This window comes from Salinirubrum litoreum (genome assembly GCF_020567425.1).
In the GTDB taxonomy this organism is placed as follows: Archaea; Halobacteriota; Halobacteria; order Halobacteriales; family Haloferacaceae; genus Salinirubrum; species Salinirubrum litoreum.
The window spans coordinates 104,974-124,035 of the sequence record NZ_JAJCVJ010000001.1; the positions used below are offsets into that span (position 1 = coordinate 104,974).

The 19,062-nt window shown below is 68.2% G+C and carries 17 protein-coding genes; 13 read left to right on the forward strand and 4 right to left on the reverse strand.

Features of this window, described 5'->3' with window-relative positions; translation table 11 throughout:
- The first annotated feature begins 155 nt into the window (after positions 1-155).
- From malA to LI337_RS00490, 3 genes are all read left to right on the forward strand, one after another.
- Complete coding sequence (gene malA / locus LI337_RS00480; protein WP_227227745.1) at positions 156-2,105, forward strand: alpha-amylase MalA; 1,950 nt, start codon at positions 156-158, stop codon at positions 2,103-2,105.
- The gene (gghA, locus tag LI337_RS00485) at positions 2,102-4,540 is read left to right on the forward strand and encodes a glucosylglycerol hydrolase (RefSeq protein WP_227227746.1); all 2,439 of its coding nucleotides are present in this window, start codon (positions 2,102-2,104) and stop codon (positions 4,538-4,540) included. Before malA ends, gghA begins: the two co-directional genes overlap by 4 nt.
- Before the next feature lie 124 nt (positions 4,541-4,664).
- A complete protein-coding gene (locus tag LI337_RS00490) occupies positions 4,665-5,018 on the forward strand; it encodes a DUF6713 family protein (RefSeq protein ID WP_227227747.1) in 354 nt (117 codons plus the stop codon).
- Positions 5,019-5,125: 107 nt separating this feature from the next.
- Here LI337_RS00490 and LI337_RS19810 read toward each other — a convergent pair whose 3' ends face one another.
- Positions 5,126-5,254 (reverse strand): hypothetical protein, encoded by a 129-nt coding sequence (locus LI337_RS19810; protein ID WP_264474826.1) that lies wholly within the window; start codon positions 5,252-5,254, stop codon positions 5,126-5,128.
- Positions 5,255-5,538: 284 nt separating this feature from the next.
- Here LI337_RS19810 and LI337_RS00495 point away from each other — a divergent pair, with 284 nt between their 5' ends.
- From LI337_RS00495 to LI337_RS00510, 4 genes are all read left to right on the forward strand, one after another.
- Positions 5,539-6,660, forward strand: a complete 1,122-nt coding sequence (locus LI337_RS00495) for a pyridoxal phosphate-dependent aminotransferase (RefSeq protein WP_227227748.1) — start codon at positions 5,539-5,541, stop codon at positions 6,658-6,660.
- The gene (locus LI337_RS00500) at positions 6,661-7,278 is read left to right on the forward strand and encodes a RidA family protein (RefSeq protein WP_227227749.1); all 618 of its coding nucleotides are present in this window, start codon (positions 6,661-6,663) and stop codon (positions 7,276-7,278) included.
- 127 nt (positions 7,279-7,405) lie between these two features.
- A complete protein-coding gene (locus LI337_RS00505) occupies positions 7,406-8,005 on the forward strand; it encodes a GNAT family N-acetyltransferase (RefSeq protein ID WP_227227750.1) in 600 nt (199 codons plus the stop codon).
- Between the two features lie 196 nt (positions 8,006-8,201).
- Entirely contained in the window at positions 8,202-8,882 is a 681-nt protein-coding gene (locus LI337_RS00510) for an HAD-IIB family hydrolase (RefSeq protein WP_227227751.1), read from the forward strand.
- A 3-nt stretch (positions 8,883-8,885) separates the two neighbouring features.
- On the opposite strand, the gene LI337_RS00515 is transcribed toward LI337_RS00510, so the two are convergent.
- Complete coding sequence (locus LI337_RS00515; RefSeq protein ID WP_227227752.1) at positions 8,886-10,328, reverse strand: NAD(P)/FAD-dependent oxidoreductase; 1,443 nt, start codon at positions 10,326-10,328, stop codon at positions 8,886-8,888.
- A 123-nt stretch (positions 10,329-10,451) separates the two neighbouring features.
- On the opposite strand from LI337_RS00515, the gene LI337_RS00520 reads away from it, so the two are divergent.
- From LI337_RS00520 to LI337_RS00530, 3 genes are all read left to right on the forward strand, one after another.
- Complete coding sequence (locus tag LI337_RS00520; protein ID WP_227227753.1) at positions 10,452-11,414, forward strand: beta-ribofuranosylaminobenzene 5'-phosphate synthase family protein; 963 nt, start codon at positions 10,452-10,454, stop codon at positions 11,412-11,414.
- Between the two features lie 60 nt (positions 11,415-11,474).
- A complete protein-coding gene (locus tag LI337_RS00525; RefSeq protein ID WP_227227754.1) occupies positions 11,475-12,311 on the forward strand; it encodes an RAD55 family ATPase in 837 nt (278 codons plus the stop codon).
- A 66-nt stretch (positions 12,312-12,377) separates the two neighbouring features.
- Positions 12,378-14,240, forward strand: a complete 1,863-nt coding sequence (locus LI337_RS00530; RefSeq protein ID WP_227227755.1) for a glycoside hydrolase family 13 protein — start codon at positions 12,378-12,380, stop codon at positions 14,238-14,240.
- A 22-nt stretch (positions 14,241-14,262) separates the two neighbouring features.
- On the opposite strand, the gene LI337_RS00535 is transcribed toward LI337_RS00530, so the two are convergent.
- Entirely contained in the window at positions 14,263-15,252 is a 990-nt protein-coding gene (locus tag LI337_RS00535; RefSeq protein ID WP_227227756.1) for a glutathione S-transferase family protein, read from the reverse strand.
- A gap of 156 nt (positions 15,253-15,408) precedes the next feature.
- Here LI337_RS00535 and LI337_RS00540 point away from each other — a divergent pair, with 156 nt between their 5' ends.
- Together LI337_RS00540 and LI337_RS00545 are read left to right on the forward strand one after the other, a co-directional pair.
- Positions 15,409-16,215, forward strand: coding sequence for a BtpA/SgcQ family protein (locus LI337_RS00540; RefSeq protein ID WP_227227757.1), 807 nt, complete (start codon positions 15,409-15,411; stop codon positions 16,213-16,215).
- Positions 16,216-16,280: 65 nt separating this feature from the next.
- Entirely contained in the window at positions 16,281-16,634 is a 354-nt protein-coding gene (locus LI337_RS00545) for a hypothetical protein (RefSeq protein ID WP_227227758.1), read from the forward strand.
- A gap of 8 nt (positions 16,635-16,642) precedes the next feature.
- Here LI337_RS00545 and LI337_RS00550 read toward each other — a convergent pair whose 3' ends face one another.
- Positions 16,643-17,836: an NAD(P)/FAD-dependent oxidoreductase gene (locus LI337_RS00550; RefSeq protein ID WP_227227759.1), complete on the reverse strand. Its 1,194-nt coding sequence runs from the start codon at positions 17,834-17,836 to the stop codon at positions 16,643-16,645.
- An 87-nt stretch (positions 17,837-17,923) separates the two neighbouring features.
- Between LI337_RS00550 and LI337_RS00555 the strand changes: the two genes are divergently transcribed.
- Positions 17,924-19,054, forward strand: coding sequence for an outer membrane protein assembly factor BamB family protein (locus tag LI337_RS00555; protein ID WP_227227760.1), 1,131 nt, complete (start codon positions 17,924-17,926; stop codon positions 19,052-19,054).
- Positions 19,055-19,062: the final 8 nt, after the last annotated feature.

Sequence of the window (19,062 nt, forward strand, 5' to 3'; positions counted from 1 at the left end):
CGACTACCCCCGTCACGTCGCCGGGTTTTCGGGGTCGTTCTTATACCTCGCTGACGGAAACTGGTATATAAATCTTGTGCAGAAAACAACCGACCCTGTAGTCAATACTTCTGCAATGAGTAAAGCCAAAGTCGTTCCGCGCGAGGATGGGTGGTATGCATCATCCCGGACCACCGCAGTTCGCGGCCGTGGGCGAGACCATCGAACTCGCCCCGCGCGATCCGGACCCAGACGCATCGTATCACTGGCACGTCAAGAGTGCGCCGGTCGCAAGCAAGGCGAGTCTCGGCGACGAGAACGTGGAGTTCTTCACGCCCGACGCCGCCGGCACCTACGAGATCGAACTCGACGCTCCCGACGGGACGCACGTCCTGACGGTCCGCGTCTTCCGTGGCGAGATGAGTCCCATCGGCGCTGGCGGCGGCGTCTCGGGCTACTCCGGGATGTCCGGTGTCTCCGGGATGTCGGGGATGTCGGGGGCGTCGGGGATGTCCGGCGGCGTCTCCGGGTCCGGGTCGGGCGCGCTCGGGTCGCGTGAGAGTTCCGGCGAGGGCCGCCCGCGCATCTCGCTGTCCGGCAGCGTGGAGGGCGACGAGGTCGTCGTCCGGGCACACCCGACCCACTCGGGCGACTACCCCGACGAGGACCTCGACGTGGAGTTCCTGCTCGACGACCGCGACGATGTGGACCGCGCGCAGGTGACGGTCGCAGAGCGCGCCGTCCACATCCCGCTGTCCGCCTTCGACGACCGCGTGCGCGTCCACGGAGTCGCACTGGCCGACACCTACAGCGTCGCCGACGCCGTGAGCGTCGAACGCGACGAGGCAGGCGAGGTGTCCGTCGTCCGGCTAAACGACCCGCCGGAGTGGTCGAAGTCGGTCACGCTGTACGAGATCTACGTCCGGGGCTACGCGAGCGACGACGACGAGGCCGACAACACCTTCGAGGCGCTCTCGAAGCGACTCGACTACCTCTCGGAGCACGGCGTGGACTGCATCTGGCTGACGCCGGTCCTCCAGAACGACCACGCCCCGCACGGCTACAACATCGTCGACTTCTTCTCCATCGCCGAGGACCTCGGCACCGAGGAGGACTTCGCGGCGTTCGTCGAGGCCGCACACGACCACGACATCAACGTCCTGTTCGACCTCGTGTTGAACCACTCGGCGCGGGACCACCCGTTCTTCCAGTCGGCCTACAAGAACCCCGACTCGGAGTACTACGACTGGTACGAGTGGCAGGAGAACGGCGAACCGGGCACCTACTTCGACTGGGAGTACATCGCCAACTTCGACTTCCGGAACCTGAAGGTGCGCCGCCACCTGCTGGACGCGGTCGACAAGTGGGCCGAGTACGTCGACGGCTTCCGGTGTGACATGGCGTGGGCCGTCTCCCGGCCGTTCTGGACCGAGATCCGGGAACGCCTGAAGGAGAAGGACTCCGAGTTCCTGTTGCTGGACGAGACGATTCCGTACATCGCGGACTTCCACGAACTCGCCTTCGACATCCACTTCGACACGACGCTGTACTTCACGCTCCGGCAGGTCGGCCGGGGCAACGAACCGGCAGAGCGCATCCTCGACGCCATCGAACAGCGTGCGGAGGTCGGCTTCCCGGACCACGCCGCGTTCATGCTGTACATCGAGAACCACGACGAGACGCGCTACATCCAGGAGTGCGGTCGCCCCGAGGCGTTCGCGGCCGGTGCCTCGCTGTTCACCCTGCCGGGCGTCCCGATGCTGTACGGCGGGCAGGAGATCGGTCAACGCGGCCGGCGTGACCCGCTGGCGTGGGACCACGCGGACGACGAACTCGGCGAGTTCTACCAGGACCTCGAGGCCGCGCGCAACGACATCGACGCACTCGGCTTCGACGGCGACTTCGGTCGCGTCGACTACGAGGCCGACACCGACCGGGCGGTCGCGTTCGCCCGCGAGGCCGACGACGAGCAGTTCGTCGTCGTCCTCAACTTCGGTGCCGAACCCGCCGCCGTGGACTTCGATCTCTCGGTCGACACCACCGACGCGATCACCGGCGACTCGGTGGCCGGCGACGGGACTGACGTGCGCGTCGAGACCGTGGCGGTCCTGCGAGCCGAGGCATGAGTTCGGAGTACGACAGGCCCGAACTCCTCGCCGACGCGACCGAGGACCTCCTCGCGTGGCACCGCGAGGTGAGCGAGTCACACGACTCGGACTTCGAGGCCGCGAAAGAGCTCTCGACGCGACTCGGCGCACACTACGTGGACGGCCGCGCGGAGGTCGGCTTCTGGACGCCGGAACTGCTCGATGCGGGCGTCGACGCAGACGACGTCTACCTCGAAGTGCTGACCGCGACCGAGTCTGTGGACCTCGCGGACGACGACCAGACCGTCGAGTTCCGGCGGGAGCGCGTCCCGCTGCGCCGCCAGGGCGAGTACCACTGGGGCGTCTACGAGGGGCTGAAAGCCGGCACCACCGACGAGTTGGGGTCGCTCTACCAGCTCGCCTACCGACACGAGGGCGAGTGGCACACCGTGCCCGATCCGCTGTCGTACTCCGTCCCCTTCGGCGTCTTCGCGCCGGCGGAGTTCTACGACATGGAGCGACTGGACGAGGAACGTGACGACCGGTGGTACTTCGAGGAGTTGGGGACCGACGCGGAACCCGTCTCCACGACCGAGGACGACGGCCTGCCGCGCGTCGACCCGGCCGTGAGTATGCTCGAAGTGCATCCCGGCACCGCGACCGAGGACGGCTCGCTGGCCGGACTGGCGCGCCACTACGAGGGGATCGGCGAGAAACAGGAGGCCGGCGAGGAACTGACGCCGGCGGAGCGCAACTTCGTCGGCTACGACGGGATGCAGGTGATGCCCGTCGAACCGATCACGGAGAACCCCGACCACCACGACTTCTGGTCGGTGGTGGACGCCGGAGAGGTCGATGCGGACACTGGAGACGGCGAGACGGCGACGGACGCCGAGACCGTCGCGGTCGAGGTCGGCCGCCCGGACATGATCAACTGGGGCTACGACATCGTCGTCTGTGGCTTCTCCGCGCCGAACCCCGCGATTCTGGAGACGGGTCGGCCGGACGAACTGGTGGAGTTCATCGCGGCGTGTCACAACCTCCCGCGGCCGATCAAGGTCGTCTTCGACATCGCGCTGGGCCACGCCGACAACGGCGCGCTCGAACTGCTGAACGACTACTACTTCACCGGCCCGGGGATGTACGGGCAGGACCTCGACTATCAGCACCCGACGGTGCGGGCCATCCTGCTGGAGATGCAGCGCCGGAAGATGGACTTCGGCGCGGACGGCATCCGTGTCGACGGCGCGCAGGACTTCACGTACTGGGACCCAGAGAAGGAGAAGAACATCCACGACGACGACTACCTCGCGGAGATGGACGCCGTCACGCAGGAGGTCGGCGGCACCGAGTACCGCCCGTGGATGATCTACGAGGACGGCCGACCGTGGCCCCGCGAGGACTGGGAACTCGCCTCCACCTACCGGGCACTGATCGAACAGCACCCGCACTCCTTCCAGTGGTCGCCGATCACCTTCGCGCACAACACGCCCGCCCTGCTGACGTTCTGGGCGTCGAAGTGGTGGCGCGTCTTCGAGGTGGCCGACTTCGGCGGCCAGTGGCTCACGGGCGTCGCCAACCACGACACGATCCGGCGGGGGACGCAGATCGACGCGACGGTCGAGTTCAACCAGTCGCCGGTCAACCCGTACCTCGGCGACGACCTGCCGGAGACGCTGGACGCGGCGTACAACAACGCGGCGTCGTCGATGCTGTTCCACTGCTTCATGCCGGGCGTGCCGATGGACTTCACCCACGCCAACATGCGCGCCCCGTGGGGCTTCGTCCGCGACACCGATCCGGAGTGGAACGTCAAGGTCGTCTCCGACGAGTCGAACTTCATCGACTGGCAGTTGCGGCCGGAGTGGTTCGCCGAAGACGAGCACTTCGAGCGCCTGAAGGCGATGGGCTTCACCGACCGCGACGACCTCCGGACGTTTATCCGGGCGCTCTCGGCGGCGGTGGAGGCCACGAACTACGACCTCGAGACGATGGCGGCGATGCTGTCCGCACTGGAGTCGCCGCTGGGTGACGATCTGACGGCGGACGATCTGGAGGCGTTCGGCTACGCCTGGATGCGGGACGTGGCGGACTTCGCCAACCTCTCGCACTACCACGAGATGCAGGACGACACCCGGACCGCCTTCGACCTGCAGGTGCGGGAGTTCCGCTTCGACCGGCCGTGGCTTCGCGCCGATCTGGGCGAGGACGACTACTTCACCTACCGGCATCCCTCGAACGGGACGATCATCTATCTCGGCGTGCGGTCGTCGCCGGACGGTGACGAGGAACTGCTGTTCGCGGCGAACATGGAGGGTGTGCCCGTCGAGGTGTCCCCCGAGGTGTTGGCCGAGGAGATCCCCGACCTGGAGACAGCGGGGTGGGAACCGGAACTGGTGGCACCCGCGGCCGAGAAGATCGGTGACGGCGCGTTCGAGATTGCGAACGCCGAGGCCGTGGTCTGGAGTCGGTAGCGGAGCGAGCCCAGTTCGGTCTCTCGACCCGCGATTCTCGTCGGCTCACGGTCCGTCGGCCCACCGGGACGCAGCGCCGGTCCCGCACGAACCGTTATGCCGGCCAGCGTCCGAGTAGCGGCGTATGGACGCAGTACCACGACTCCTGTTTCTCGCGGTCGTCGCGTGTCTCCTCGTCCACGAACTCGACGCGATTCGCCGGCGAGAGTGGCGGTTCTTCGTCGCGTCGCTGCCCGTGCGTGACGAGACCGCGTATCGGGTCTTCACCGCGCTCCACGCGCCACTGCTCGTCGTGGTTCTCTGGTCCGTCGACGCACCGATAGCTCAGATCGGGATCGACTCGTTCGCCGTCGTTCACGGCCTGGCGCACCTCGCACTCAGAGACCACCCACTGTTGGACTTCGGTAGCTGGTTCTCTCGGAGTTGGATCGGCGGCGCCGCACTCCTCGGTGCCCTGCACCTGACGCTCGTGGTGTGACGTGGTGTACTGCGCGTCCGACAGACGTGGGAACGTGCCCCTCCGGTCGCTCGCAACACTCGATCCGTTCGTCTCACGACAACCCGACCGACCTCGGTACCCCCCGGCTACTCCTCGGCCAGTTCCTCGCCGACCGTCTCGAAGATGTCGTCGTCGGACTCGCCCAGCAGGTCGTCTACGGCCTCGGTCTCGTCGTCCGTGGTTCCACCGTCTTCCGCCTCGACTGTCTCTGACATCGTATATTGTAGTTGAACTGTTCTGCGGATTGTACGTTGCGGTTCGGTACAGTTTCAGTCTGACGAGTATTTGCATCCTCAGTCGTTGATACATCGTCCAGGGAACCCGGTTCGACAGTCACCGTCGGGGCTGCACCGACGGAGTGACGGCCCCGGCCGGCAGTGGAGACACTCGTGTGGGTCGGTCGTACCGGTGGGTGTCGGGTCCGGGCGTCCGTTCCGAGGTGTCGCACTCTCCTCCCGACAGGGAAACGATTATCGGCGTTCCATCCGCCACGTCTGGTATGACCGACTTCTCCCAGCGAGTCGAGAGCGTCTCTATCAGTGGCATCCGCGAGGTGTTCGAGGCGGCCGGCGCGGACGCCATCAACCTCGGACTCGGGCAACCCGACTTCCCGACACCCGAGCACGCTCGACAGGCCGCGGTCGACGCCATCCGGTCCGGGAAGGCCGACGCCTACACGGGCAACAAGGGCACGGAGGGACTCCGGCAGGCCATCGCCGCGAAACACGAACGCGATCAGGGCGTCGCGGTCGACCCCGGCGACGTGATCGCCACCGCCGGCGGGTCGGAGGCGCTCCACCTCGTCATGGAGGCCCACGTCGACCCCGGCGAGGAAGTGATCTTCCCCGACCCCGGCTTCGTCTCCTACGACGCCCTGACCCGCATCGCCGGCGGCGAACCGAAGCCGGTGCCCCTGCGCGACGATCTGACGCTCGACCCCGCAGTCGTCGAGGAGGCGATCACCGACGACACTGCCGCGTTCGTGGTCAACAGCCCCGGCAACCCGACCGGCGCGGTCTCCGACGAGGAGGACGTACGCGCCTTCGCCCGCATCGCCGACGAGCACGACGTGCTGTGTGTCTCCGACGAGGTGTACGAGCACTTCGTCTTCGACGGCGACCACCACTCCCCGATGCAGTATGCCGAGTCCGACAACGTCGTCGTCGTCAACGCCTGCTCGAAGACCTACTCCATGACTGGGTGGCGTCTCGGTTGGGTGACAGCCTCGAACCCCCGGATCGAACGTATGCTCCGGGTCCACCAGTACGTGCAGGCGTGCGCCAGCGCTCCGGCGCAGTTCGCCGCCGAGGCCGCCCTCTCCGGCCCCCAGGACGTGGTCGGCGAGATGACCGACGCCTTCGAGCGCCGGCGCGACCTGATCGTCGAGGGCCTGACCGACATCGGGCTCGACCTGCCGACGCCCGAGGGTGCCTTCTACGCGATGCCGAGGGTCCCGGAGGGCTTCGTCGACGAGTGTATCGAACGCGGCGTCGTGATCGTCCCCGGTGAGGCCTTCGGCGACCACGGCGCGGGGTACGCCCGCCTGTCGTACGCGACCGACGAGGATACGCTGCGCGAGGCGCTGGACATCATGGCCGACGCCTACGACGCGGTGGTCTGAGTGCGGAAGACGGTACTCGCGCCGGGCTTCGCGGACTCCCGCGCCGAGGGCGTGCCGCACGTCGTCATCGCCGACGGCGTGGTCACCCACCACGCGGACCACGACCGGGTGCTCCTCTCGGGTGCCGGCGCGCCGGGCGAGACGGTCGCCGAACAGGTGACGGAGCTGTTTCTCATGCTCGATGCCCTGCTCTCGGACATCGACGGCTCCATCGACGACGTGGTGACGACGCGGTACCACGTCCTCGCGGAGCAACTCGACCGGGAGACGCAGGCCGACGTGGACGCGGTACGGGCCGAGTTCTTCGAGTACCCACACTACCCGGCCAGCACGATGGTCGGCGTCGCGGACCTGCTGGGCGACGAGATGCTGGTCGAAGTGGAGATCGAAGCCGTGATCCCCCGCGAGACGCGGGCGGACGCAGACGACGCGGCAGACGCGGAGAGCGACGAGGAGACGGCGGACGCGACCGAGATCCGCGACCGCCGGGAGCCACTGACGACCGTCCTGACCCGCGAGGGCGAGTCGCTGACGGTCGAAGACGCCAGGGCACGCGAGGGGCTGGACGACCGGATCGAGATCGAGTTCGAGACCGTCGAGGAGTCGGACGACCAGTAGCCGGCCGACCCGGGCGACCGGTCGATGGGCCAGGATCTCGCCGCCGGCCGATCGCGACACCGGCCGACCACGACATCGGGTGACACACCGGCCGAACCGCTTTGAGGGAGGGCGACGACCCGTCCGCATGAGCCTCTTTCCGGCCGAGATGCACAGCGACCGCCTGCGCTACGAGCGACTGCATCCCGACGACAACGACCCACTGGACCTGTACGCCCACGTGAACACCGACGCTCCTGCGATCGACGAGATCACCGAGTACGTGACGTGGGACGCCTACGAGACGCCGAAACAGGCACGGGACTGGATCGCCACCTGCGGCGAGCAGTTCGACGCCGGCGAGGCCGCGACCTACGTCGTCCGGCCGCGTTCCGGCGAGCGTGCGGGAGAGTTCGCCGGCCTGACCGGCATCCACCCGGACTGGGACCGCCGACTGGCGACGATCGGTGTCTGGTTCCGCAAGCCGTTCTGGGGGCGGGGCTACTCGGGGGAACGCGCCGGCCGACTGCTGGCACTCGCGTTCGACCGACTGGACCTCAACGTCGTCGCGGTGACCCACGATCCGGACAACGAGCGGTCGGCACGCGCGATCTCGAAGTACGTCGACCGGTTCGGGGGCCGGCGCGAGGGGCACGTTCGGAACGCGGAGGTGATCGGCGGCGAACCGCGTGACGCGATCCGGTACAGCATCTCGGCCGACGAGTGGGCCGACAACCGGGAAGCGTGACTCGACCGACGCGTGTCGACCGGCGCGCGACGAAGGCGTGCCGGGGTGCGGCGCGGTTCTCGGTGCGACGAGCGTCCGCCGCGCCGTTGCTGTCGAGGCCCAGTCTCGCTCGTCGTAAGTCGCCGATCCCTCTGACTCCGTCCCGAACCAAGTCACGTATCGAGCCAGTTTTCCCGCCACCGCCCGACCCACCGATATGACCGACCTGCCGCCACTCGCCTTAGACATCGACGGGACACTCACCACGAGCGAGGGGACCATCGACCCGCGCGTCTTCGAGGCGCTCCCGGCGTGGGAGGCTCCCGTCGTCGTCGCCACCGGGAAGGCGTTCCCGTACCCCGTCGCCCTCACGCACTTCGTCGGCATCGAGCAACTCGTCATCGCCGAGAACGGCGGGGTCGTTCTCGCGGACGAACAGGTCCACTACGAGGGTGACCGCGACCGCGCGCAGGCCGTGATCGAGGAGTTCGAGGCCCGTGGCGGCGACACCGGGTGGGGTGCCGCAGACACCACGAACTGGTGGCGCGAGACGGAACTGGCAGTCCGCCTGACCGCCGACGAGGGCCTCCTCCGAGAGGTCGCCGCCGAGTACGACATGGAGGTCGTCGACACCGGCTACGCCTACCACGTCAAGACGCCGGGCGTCGAGAAGGGTGACGGCCTGAAACTCGTCGCGTCGGTGCTCGACCGCGACCCCGCGGAGTTCGTCGCGGTCGGCGACAGCGTCAACGACGCCTCGACCTTCCGCGTGGCCGGGCGCTCCTTCGCGGTCGCCAACGCCGACGAGACCGCCCGCGAGACCGCCGACACGGTGCTGGACGAGGGGTTCATGGACGGGACGCTCACCGCACTGGAGCGCGTCAGAACCGACTTTTGAGCCTCAGTCGCCCTCGCCGTCGGCGACGGGTTCCTGCGTGGTGCGCTCGCGTTCGACGCTGACGACCGACGAACTGCCTTCTGCCGGTCGATCCGACCCGGCCTTCTCGACGATCCGATCTGCACACTCGAAGCCGGCGACGATGCCGCCGTTCAGACTGCGTTCGGGGTACTGTGCCTCGCTCGCCATCCCGGCGTAGTAGACGCCCTCCGCCACGTCGTCGGCCAGATCGTAGGGCACCACCAGATCGAGGTAGCCGCGCTCGTAGATCGGTGCGGCACGCGGGTTGCGGGCGACCCGGAACTCGGAGACCGAGTCCGGATCGAACTCGGGGAACATCTCTTCGACGTGGCCGAGCCACATGTCGCGGAGTTCCTCGTCGTCGGCCTGCCAGACCGCCTCCTCGGGCGACTGGATGTAACTGGCGACGTACAGCAGGTGGTCGCCGCCGTACTGCGCCGGCGGGACGAAGTTCGTGTGTTCGATCAGCGCGCCGAAGGGCGCGTCGTGGGCGATGTTGAGCCAGTAGGTGTCCATCACCGACTCCTCCATCGTCACCAGCGCACAGACCGCCCCCTGGAAGTCGATGTCACACTGGTAGCCCGTGAGGTCTTCGAGGACGTTCGGCATCGTCGCGACGACCACGCCGTCGGTCTCGTGGGTCTCGCGCCCCGCATCGGTCTCGACCGTGACAGTCTCGACTGCCTCTTCGGTCGCCTCCACACCGGCACCGACCTCCTCGTCGCCCGCGACCGACACGTCGGTCACTCGCGCGCCGGTCGTGATGTTCTCTCTGCCGACCGCCTCGACCAGCGCCTCGATCAGCGGTGCGAACCCGCCTTGGAAGTAGCCGAGTTTCTCGCCGCGCAGGAGGTCACGTTCGCCCCGGAACCGGACCCTGCCGAGGAACCACGCGGCCGACACGTCCGCTTTCCGGTCGCCGAACTTCCCGTCGAGCAGTGGGTCGACGAAGTTGTCGTACACCCCGCGAGTCGTGTGTTCGACCACGAAGTCCTCGATGCGCTCGTGTTCGTACGCCGAGAGGTCGTCGTAGGCGTCGAAGTCCGGCACCCCACCGCGCACGTCCACTCCGAGCGTCAACATCCCGAGGCGGAACTTGTCGTAGAGACTCATGTGCGGGTAGGCGGCGATCTGCCACGCGGTGTCGAGTGGGTGGACCACCCCGTCCACGTAGTAGGCGTTCTTGCCGATCAGCCAGTCGAGTCGGTCGCCGAGTCCCAGTTCCGCGGCGAGTTCGACGATGGTCTCCTCGGACTTCGAGAGGTGGTGGTAGAACTGCTCGATGTCGTCGCCGGCGGTCTCGTAGGTGGCGGCGAGTCCGCCGAGGTCGTCGCTCGCCTCGAACACGTGGGCCTCGTGGCCCGCCTGCTGGAGGCGGTAGGCGGTCGCCAACCCGGCGATGCCGCCGCCGACGATGTGGTACATGCCCCGGTGTCGGTCCCGTGCCAGTAAGTTCCTTGTGGAAGGCGGCGCGAGAGCCAGTCCGCCTCACGTCGCTCGGTTGCCACCGTCGAAAGCGGTTTTCCGCCGGCCCACCACCTCCACGACATGACGCGCGTCTCGGTCGGCGGCCGCCTCCACTTCGGCTTCCTGAACCTCGCGCTCTCCAGAGAGCGTCTCTACGGCGGGCTGGGGGTCGCACTCGCAGAGCCACGGGTCGTCCTCGACGCGACTCGCGCCGACGGGGTCGACTGCGATCACCCCGACGCCCGCGAGTACGTCGAGCGTGCCGTCGAACTGCTGGACGTGCCGGGCGCGTCGGTGACGGTCGCCGAGACGCTGCCCCGCCACCACGGACTCGGCAGCGGGACGCAACTCGCGCTCGCCACGCTGACGGCGGTCGCCGAGGCGTGGGACCGCGACCCGCAGGTCCGCGCCCGTGCGCCCGACCTCGGTCGCGGCGGCCGGTCCGGCGTCGGTGTCGGCACCTTCGAGGCGGGCGGGTTCGTCCTCGACGCGGGTCACCCGACCACCCGGTTCACGACCGACCGGCCGGCAGACGGCGAGTGGACCGTCCCGGCGGTCGCGGTCCGGCACACGATCCCCGACGACTGGCGCTTCCTCCTCGTGTTGCCTGACGCCGCCCCCGGCAGGGACGGCGACGCCGAGGACGCCAGTATGCGCTCTGCGGTCGACTCTGCCGACCCGGAACTCGGCGACCGGATCAGCGGCATCGTCACCCGGCGACTGCTCCCGGCGCTCGCCGAGGAACGACTGTCCGTGTTCGGTGAGGCGGTCGCGGAGATCGGGCGACTCAACGGCGCGTGGTACGCGGACCAGCAGGGGGGCGTCTACCGCCCGCCGGTCGGTGCCGTCGTCGAGGCGCTGTCCGAATCGTCGGCGATCACGGGAGCGGGCCAGTCCTCGTGGGGGCCGGCGGTCTACGGCGTCACCGACACGAGTCGCGCCGGAGCGGCGGTCGCGGCCGGCGAAGCCGCACTCGAGCGTGCCGGTGTCGGCGGTGAGGTACGTGTCGTCTCGGCCCGGAACCACGGCGCGCGCGTCGAGTGAGTTCCGACCGTGACCGGCCGCCGGCGGAACTACTAACCCGGCGGCGCGAGAGGCGAACGTATGACGCGCATCCCGTTCGGTGTCTCGCGGTTCGACTCCATCGTCGGCGGCGGCGCACCGCCGGGGAACGTGGTCCTGTTGGCGGGGGAACTGGGGGCCGGCGCGCGGGAGTTTCTCTACACCAGCGCGGCGATGAACGCGCTGGCACACGCCGACGAGGATCTGTTCGAACTCCACTACGGCGATCTCGACAGCGAGGCCGAGGTCCCCCCGGAGGTCCACTACCTCTCGTTTACGGCCGGGGAGGACCACCTCGCCCGCGAGATGGCCTACACGATGGACGAGGAGATCACCGAGGCGGCGGTCGAACAGATCCAGTTCCGCGACTTCTCGCCGGAGTACTTCCAACTCAGTCCGATCCCCCGAGAGTGGTACGTCGGCGAGACGACCCACCTGACGGATCTCGGGGAACGCGGGAGCCGCGACGACGTCCTGACCGCACTCGGTGACTACCTGAACGAGCACGCGCAGGGGAACCTCGTCCTCATCGACTCGATCACCGACCTCGTGCGCGCGGTCTCGGAGGACATGGCGTGGAGCGACATCGCGATGGTCATGAAGGGACTCCAGAAGGCGGCGCACAACTGGGGCGGGTTGATCGTCTTGCTCGTCAACCAGGAGTCGCTGGAACCGACCGAACTCGGGACGCTGATGGACGCCGCCGGCGGGACCCTCCAGTTCGAGTGGGAGTCCGGCGGGTCGAAGCGCGCCCGGACGATGGTCGTGAAGGAGTTCCGGGGCGTCCTCTCGCGGTTGGAGTCCGAGAACATCGTTCGCTTCGAGACCGAGATTCACGAGGGCGGACTGGACGTGAGCGACGTGCGGAAGATCCGGTAGGCCCGGTCGTCAGCGGTCTCGCCCCCGGAATTTTATCACCGGAGCGACCATCGCTCAGGCAGAACCGTGACCACGTCAGACTGTACCACACGAGACGACGTCGACCGTGCGTGGTGGAAAGAGTCGTTCGTCTACCAGATCTACCCGCAGAGTTTCAACGACACCACCGGCGACGGGATCGGCGACATCCGTGGAATCATCGAGAGACTGGACTACCTCGACGATCTGGGTGTAGACATCGTCTGGGTCAACCCGCTGTACGACTCCCCGCACGAGGACAACGGCTACGACATCCGCGATTATCGGGCGATTCTCGACGAGTACGGCACGATGTCGGACTTCGACGACCTGCTCGCCGAGATGCACGACCGCGACATGCGACTCATCATGGACCTCGTGGTCAACCACACCTCCGACGAACACGTCTGGTTCCAGCGCTCCCGCGAGGAAGCCGAGGACTACGCCGACTACTACTGGTGGCACGACGGCCGGAACGTCGACGCCGACGGGCGCGGCGGGACCGCCGGGTCCGCGAGCCAGTCCGGTTCTGCCGGCGCACCGCACGGCCGGGACAGCCCCGGTCCGGAGGGGCGCGTCCCGCCGAACAACTGGGAGTCCGGCTTCAGCGGGTCGGCGTGGGAGTGGGACGGCGAGCGGGAAGCGTACTACCTCCACCTGTTCGACGAGACGCAACCGGACCTCCACTGGGACCGCGAGGCCGTCCGCGAGGAGATCTACGAGATGATCGACTGGTGGCTCGCGAAGGGCATCGACGGCTTCCGGATGGACGTGTTCAACCTCCTCTCGAAACCGGCCGACCTGCCGGACGGCGACCCCGCCGAGGGGTGGGTCGGAAGCCGCCACTTCGCCAACGGCCCGCGTATCCACGAGTACGTCTCCGAGATGGTCGACGAGACGTTCGCCAACTACGACGTGATGACGGTCGGCGAAGGCATCGACGCCGGGACCGATGAGGCCAAGCAGTACTGCGGTCCCTCTGGCGACGGCCTGAACATGATCTTCCACTACGAGCACATGACGCTGGACTTCGACGAGGAAGACGGCTGGTGGACCGTCGATCCGTGGGACCTGCCCGACCTCCGGGAGATCTTCACCGAGTGGCAGAACGCACTCGCGGACGACGACGCGTGGAACACGCTGTTCTTCGGGACCCACGACTGGCCCCGCGTCGTCTCCCGGTGGGGCGACGACGAGCAGTATCGCCGCGAATCGGCGAAACTCATCGCCACGCTGCTGTTTACCCTGCAGGGCACACCCTATCTCTATCAGGGCGACGAGATCGGGATGACGAACTACCCGTGGTCGGGGCTGGACGAGATTGCGGACGCCGACGCCGCTACTCGGGTCGAGAACCGCATCGCCTCGGGAGAGATCGACGACTTCGCCGAGGTGCAGGAGCTGATTCGCTACCGCTGTCGGGACAACGCCCGAACGCCGATGCAGTGGTCCGCCGACGAGCACGCCGGCTTCACCGACGACGACCCGTGGCTCCCGGTGAATCCGAACCACGAGCAGATCAACGTCGCGGCCGCCCGCAACGATCCCGACTCCGTCTGGCACTACTACCGCGAGTTGATCGACCTCCGGCACGACAGCGACCTGTTCGTCTACGGCGACTACGACCTGTTGACCGACGAGCATCCCCGAGTGTGGGCCTACACTCGGACACTGGGCGACGACCGGGCGCTGGTCGTCCTCAACTGGAGCGACGACCCGGCGACCTACGACCCGAGTGAGGACCTCGCGGTCGCCGACGCCGACCCGACGCTCCTGCTGTCGAACGACGTGGGCGACGAGTCGCGGAGTGGTCCGGCAACAGGCGGAGCGCAGGAGGGTTCGGCAAAATCCGACGCCCTCGAGGAACTCGTGCTCGGTCCCTACGAGGCGCGGGTGTACGAGTTGTCCTGAGTCGGTCGCGGGACCGAAACGGTCAGTCGGCCGCGTCCGGCGTCGGCGTCAGACGGTCGCGGTCGTGCGGGGCCTCGAACCTCGGGTTCGGACCTTTCGGCACGATGCGCTTCGGACTCACGTCCGGGTGGGTCGTGTAGTAGTGTTCTTTGATGTGGCTCATCACGGTCGTGTCGCCGAAGCCGTGGGTCTGGTAGAGGTCGCGCAGGTACGGCCAGAGGTTCTCGTACTCCCGGATGAGCTTGTGGTTGCACATGAAGTGCGTGTGGTACACTTCGTCGAAGCGCACCAGCGTCGTGTACATGGCGATGTCCGCCTCGGTCAGGCGGTCGCCGGCCAGATAGCGCTGGTCGGCCAGCAGGTCGTCGTACTCGTCGAGCGCCTCGAACAGTTCCTCGACGGCCTCGTCGTAGGCCTCCTGTGAGTCGGCGAAGCCGGTGCGGTAGACGCCGTTGTTGATCGGTTGGTAGATGTCGTCCAGCAGGGCGTCCACCTCCTCTTCGTACCCCTCCGGCAGGAGGTCGGCCTCGCGCGTGGCGAGCGAGGTGAACTCGGTCGTCAGCATCCGCAGTATCTCGCGCGACTCGTTGTTGACGATGGTCTCGTTCTTCTTGTCCCACAACACCGGCACCGTCGGGCGACCGTTCACGTTCGTGTCGGCCAGTTTGTACGCCTCACGCAGGTAGTCGAAGTCGTTGATCGAGTCGGTGGTACAGCCCTCCTTCTCGGGGGTGAACTGCCAGCCGCCGTCCTCGCGGTAGGGGTCGACTACGTCCACGCTGATGGCGTCCTCCAATCCCAACTGAGCGCGGGCGATCAGGGTTCGGTGTGCCCACGGGCAGGCGTACGAGACGTAGAGGTGGTAGCGCCCCGACTCGACCGGGAACTCGGCGTCCGGGTCGGCACGCACCGAGTCCCGGAACACCGACTCCTGTCGGTCGAACGAGCCGTCTTCACTCTTCTCTGTCAGTTCGGCCTCCGAGAGCCACTCGCCGTCCAGGAATCTACTCATAGACGCGAGAGGGGCCCGACGGGTTTAGGACTTGCTCGGTGTCCAGTGTGAACACACGACCGCCCCACGACTACTAGCCACGAAGCGGGGACTCGCGACCGACCGTTTCACACGCGGGACGACAACCTCTAACCCCACGCCTGCGAACCGCTGGCCGTGACACTCGACTTCGCTGCCGACCCCGTGATCGGGATGGTTCACTTGCCGCCACTCCCCGGCGCACCGCGCTTCGACGGCGACCGCGACGCGATCCGCGACCGCGCGGTCGCAGACGCCGAGGCGCTCGAAGCCGGTGGCGTGGACGCGATCGTGATCGAGAACTTCGGGGACGCCCCCTTCTACCCGGACTCGGTGCCGACCCACGTCGCCGCGTCGATGACCGATCACGTCGGGCGCATCGCCCGTGCGACCGACCTCCCGGTCGGCGTGAACGTCCTCCGGAACGACGCGACCGCGGCCCTCTCGGTCGCCGCCGCGACCGACGCCGACTGCATCCGGGTGAACGTCCACACCGGCGCACGCGTCACCGACCAGGGTGTCGTCGAGGGACGGGCCCACGAGACGCTGCGCCTCCGCGACCGCCTCGACGCCGAGGACGTGTCGATCCTCGCCGACGTGGACGTGAAGCACTCGGCCCCCCTCGCCACCGACGACTTCGACGCCGAGGCGGTCGCCGAGGGTGTCGAACGAGGGCTCGCGGACGGGTTGATCGTCTCCGGGGTCGGTACGGGCCACGCGGTCGATCTCGACCACCTCCGCGAGGTGGTCGCCCGCCGGAACCGACTCGACACCGGCGTCCCCGTGTTGGTCGGCAGTGGCGTCACGACCGACTCTGTCGGGGAGATTCTCGGCGTCGCCGACGGCGTGATCGTCGGCACCGCGCTGAAAGAAGGTGGGGTGACGACGAACCCGGTCGATCCGGATCGGGTGCGGGCCCTCGTCGCGGCGGCGCGTGGGGAGTGAGAACGCGGCTCGCCAGCGAGCGTTGCGGCCGTCGGCTTCAAGCCTCGGCGTGACGCACTGCCCGTATGGTCGAAGTCGTCTCCGCACTGGTCACGTTTCTCGTCAGTCTACTGGTCGGCGGACTCGCCATCTACCTCGCAGCACGCATCGTCTCGGGCGAGGAGAGCTTCGAGTTCGCCGTCGTCACCGCGCTGGTGGGGGCACTCGTCTGGGCGGTCGTGAACGCGTTCCTGCGTGGGGTCCCGCTGATCGGCCCGTTCCTCCCACTGCTCGCGTGGATCTGGGTCATCAAGTGGCGCTACGGCGAGGGGTGGGTCGACGCCGGTATCATCGGCTTCGTCGCGTGGGTCGCCGCCGTCCTCGTGCTGGAAGTCCTGCCGATTGCCGGCGTGGACGTGTTCGGCATCCCGTTCGTCTGAGCCCCGGTTCAGGCCTGTAACTCTTCTTCCACGAGATCGACCGCCTGCCGGACCGCGCCGACCGACCCGAGATGTCCGGCACCGACGGTCGCCTTCATCGCCTTCGCCGCGCCGCCGGTCACGACGGTCGGCCCGACCTGCGCGACCGCACCGTCACCCACCGAGACGATCCAGCCCGGCACGTCGAACCGGTAGGCGTCGAGTCGCGGCGCGAAGCCGCCCTCGCCGGAGAGGTCGTGCTCGATCAGTTTCTCGAGGTTCGCCGCCGCGGTGCTCGCCTCGCGGATCGCCGCCGAGGCGCTGGCCGGCACCGCCTGTCCGTCGGCGTCCACGACCCTGCCCGCGTCGCCGACGACGAAGGTCGAGTCGGTGAGTCTGAGGTCCCGGCGGACGACCGGTCTGTCGTCGTCCATCGCGGGCGTGCCGGCGATACCGCCCGTCCAGACCAGTTGGCCGTAGGCGAGCGTCCGCTCGCGGCTGTCGGACTCGGTCGCGTCTCCCCGACTGGCGTCCGTCGTGATCTCGCCGTCGCGGACCTCGGTGACGGTCGTCCCGGTCCTGATCTCGACACCGCGCTCGACCAGCGCCTCGCTCACGGCCTCCTGAAAGTTCTCGGGGAAACTCGGTGCGACCGAATCGAGTTGTTCGAGCAGGACGACGTCGACGCGGTCGTCTGCATCCTTCTCGCGTGCGAGGGCGGCGAGTTCACCGGCGACCTGCACACCCGACAGGCCGGCCCCCCCGACCACGGCGGTCCCGCCCGTCTCGCAGAGATCGAGGAAGTCCGCCCGGATCGACTCGGCGTGGTCGACGCGCTTCAAGGGAGTTGCGTGCTCGCGGAGACCGGGGATGTCGTAGAAGGCCGTCTCCGCGCCGAGACAGACCGCGCCGTAGTCGTAGTCGAGTGTCTCGCCGGACTCGAACGTCGCGTGGCCGCCGGGGGTGCCGTCGGCCTTCGCGTCGGTGTCGACGTCCGCGATCTCGGCGACGCGCACCTCGACGCGGTCGAACAGTTCTGCGAGGGGCACCTGGATCGCGTCGGCGACCGAGGGCCGGCGGATCACCCGGTGGACCTCGTGCTGGACGAGGTGGGTCGGGTCGGCGTCCACGAGGACGACGTCCGCGTCCGGCGGGAGGCGCGATTCGAGTTTGCGGGCGAGTGTCACACCGGCGTAGCCGGCTCCGAGGACGGCGACCTGCATGGGGAGATTGTAGGCCCGCAGCGGCAAGAACCGTGTGGTCGCGGCGCGGTCACAAGCGGTTTACCCGCGCCGGTCGCAGGCCTCGGTGTGCCCTCCAGACGCACGTTGCTCGCCGCCTGCGGAACCGCAGTCGTCGGCTCGCTCGCCGGTTGTGTCGACAGCCTCGGCATCGGCGGTCCCGAGGGAACCGAGTGGACCACCGACGTCACGGACACGTTCGACCCGGCACCGCTCGTCGCGAGCGAGACGGTGGTCGCGGTCGGGGTTCGGGACGGCGGCATCGAACCGACCCGCGTCCACGCGGTCGAGAAAGCCACCGGCGAGTCGCGCTGGACCGCCGACCTCGGCCGACTCACCGGGACCGCCGTGGACGACGACCACGTCTACGTCGGCCTGCACGGGGGCGACGGCGCGACCGTCGTCGCGTTCGACCTCCGCTCCGGCGACCGGGTGTGGGAACGCCGCGTCGACTCGCTCGCCTCCGCGACCGCGCTGGACGACGGAACGCTCTACGTGGCGAACAGGGGACTGACGGCAATCGACACGGCAGACGGCTCGGTTCGGTGGCACCGCAACCGACTCGACGGGACTCGCTTCACGATCCTCGCCGCTCCGGAGGATCAACTGACCGCGAGCGACGGGAGGGTCTACTACGGCGGGGGCGGTGGTGTCGTCGCGGTCGATGGCTCCGACGGCACCGAACGATGGACGTGGAGCGGCGAGGACTGGCGGACGACGACCGCCGGGCCGGATCGGTTCGATGGGAGCACCGGAGACGGCGAGCGTGTCTACGTCGGCGGCGAGGACGCCGTGAGTCTCGCGCGTCTCGATGCCGGGGGGACCGAACGCTGGACGCGAGGCTTCGGCCGGGCGCGAGTCGCCGGCATCCACGCCGAGGGCGTCCTGCAGGTGGCGACCGGCACACGCGGCGGATTCGGTGGCTCGGGCCGGTTCGGGACCGTCTACGAGGTCGATCCGGCCGACGGCAGCGAGACAGACGAGTTCCGATTCGACGCGCCGATTCGCCGGACAGCGTCGAGTGACGAGTCGTTCGTGGTCGTCACCGAGGAGAACGAAGTGAGTCGCTTCGAGTCCGACGGCACCGGTCCCGACCTCCGGCACACGTTCGACGCGGGCGTCACGGCCGGCACCGACGACGACGGCGTCTACGTCCACACCGACGACGGGCGACTGCTGGCGGTGGACGCCACCGGCTGACTCGACCG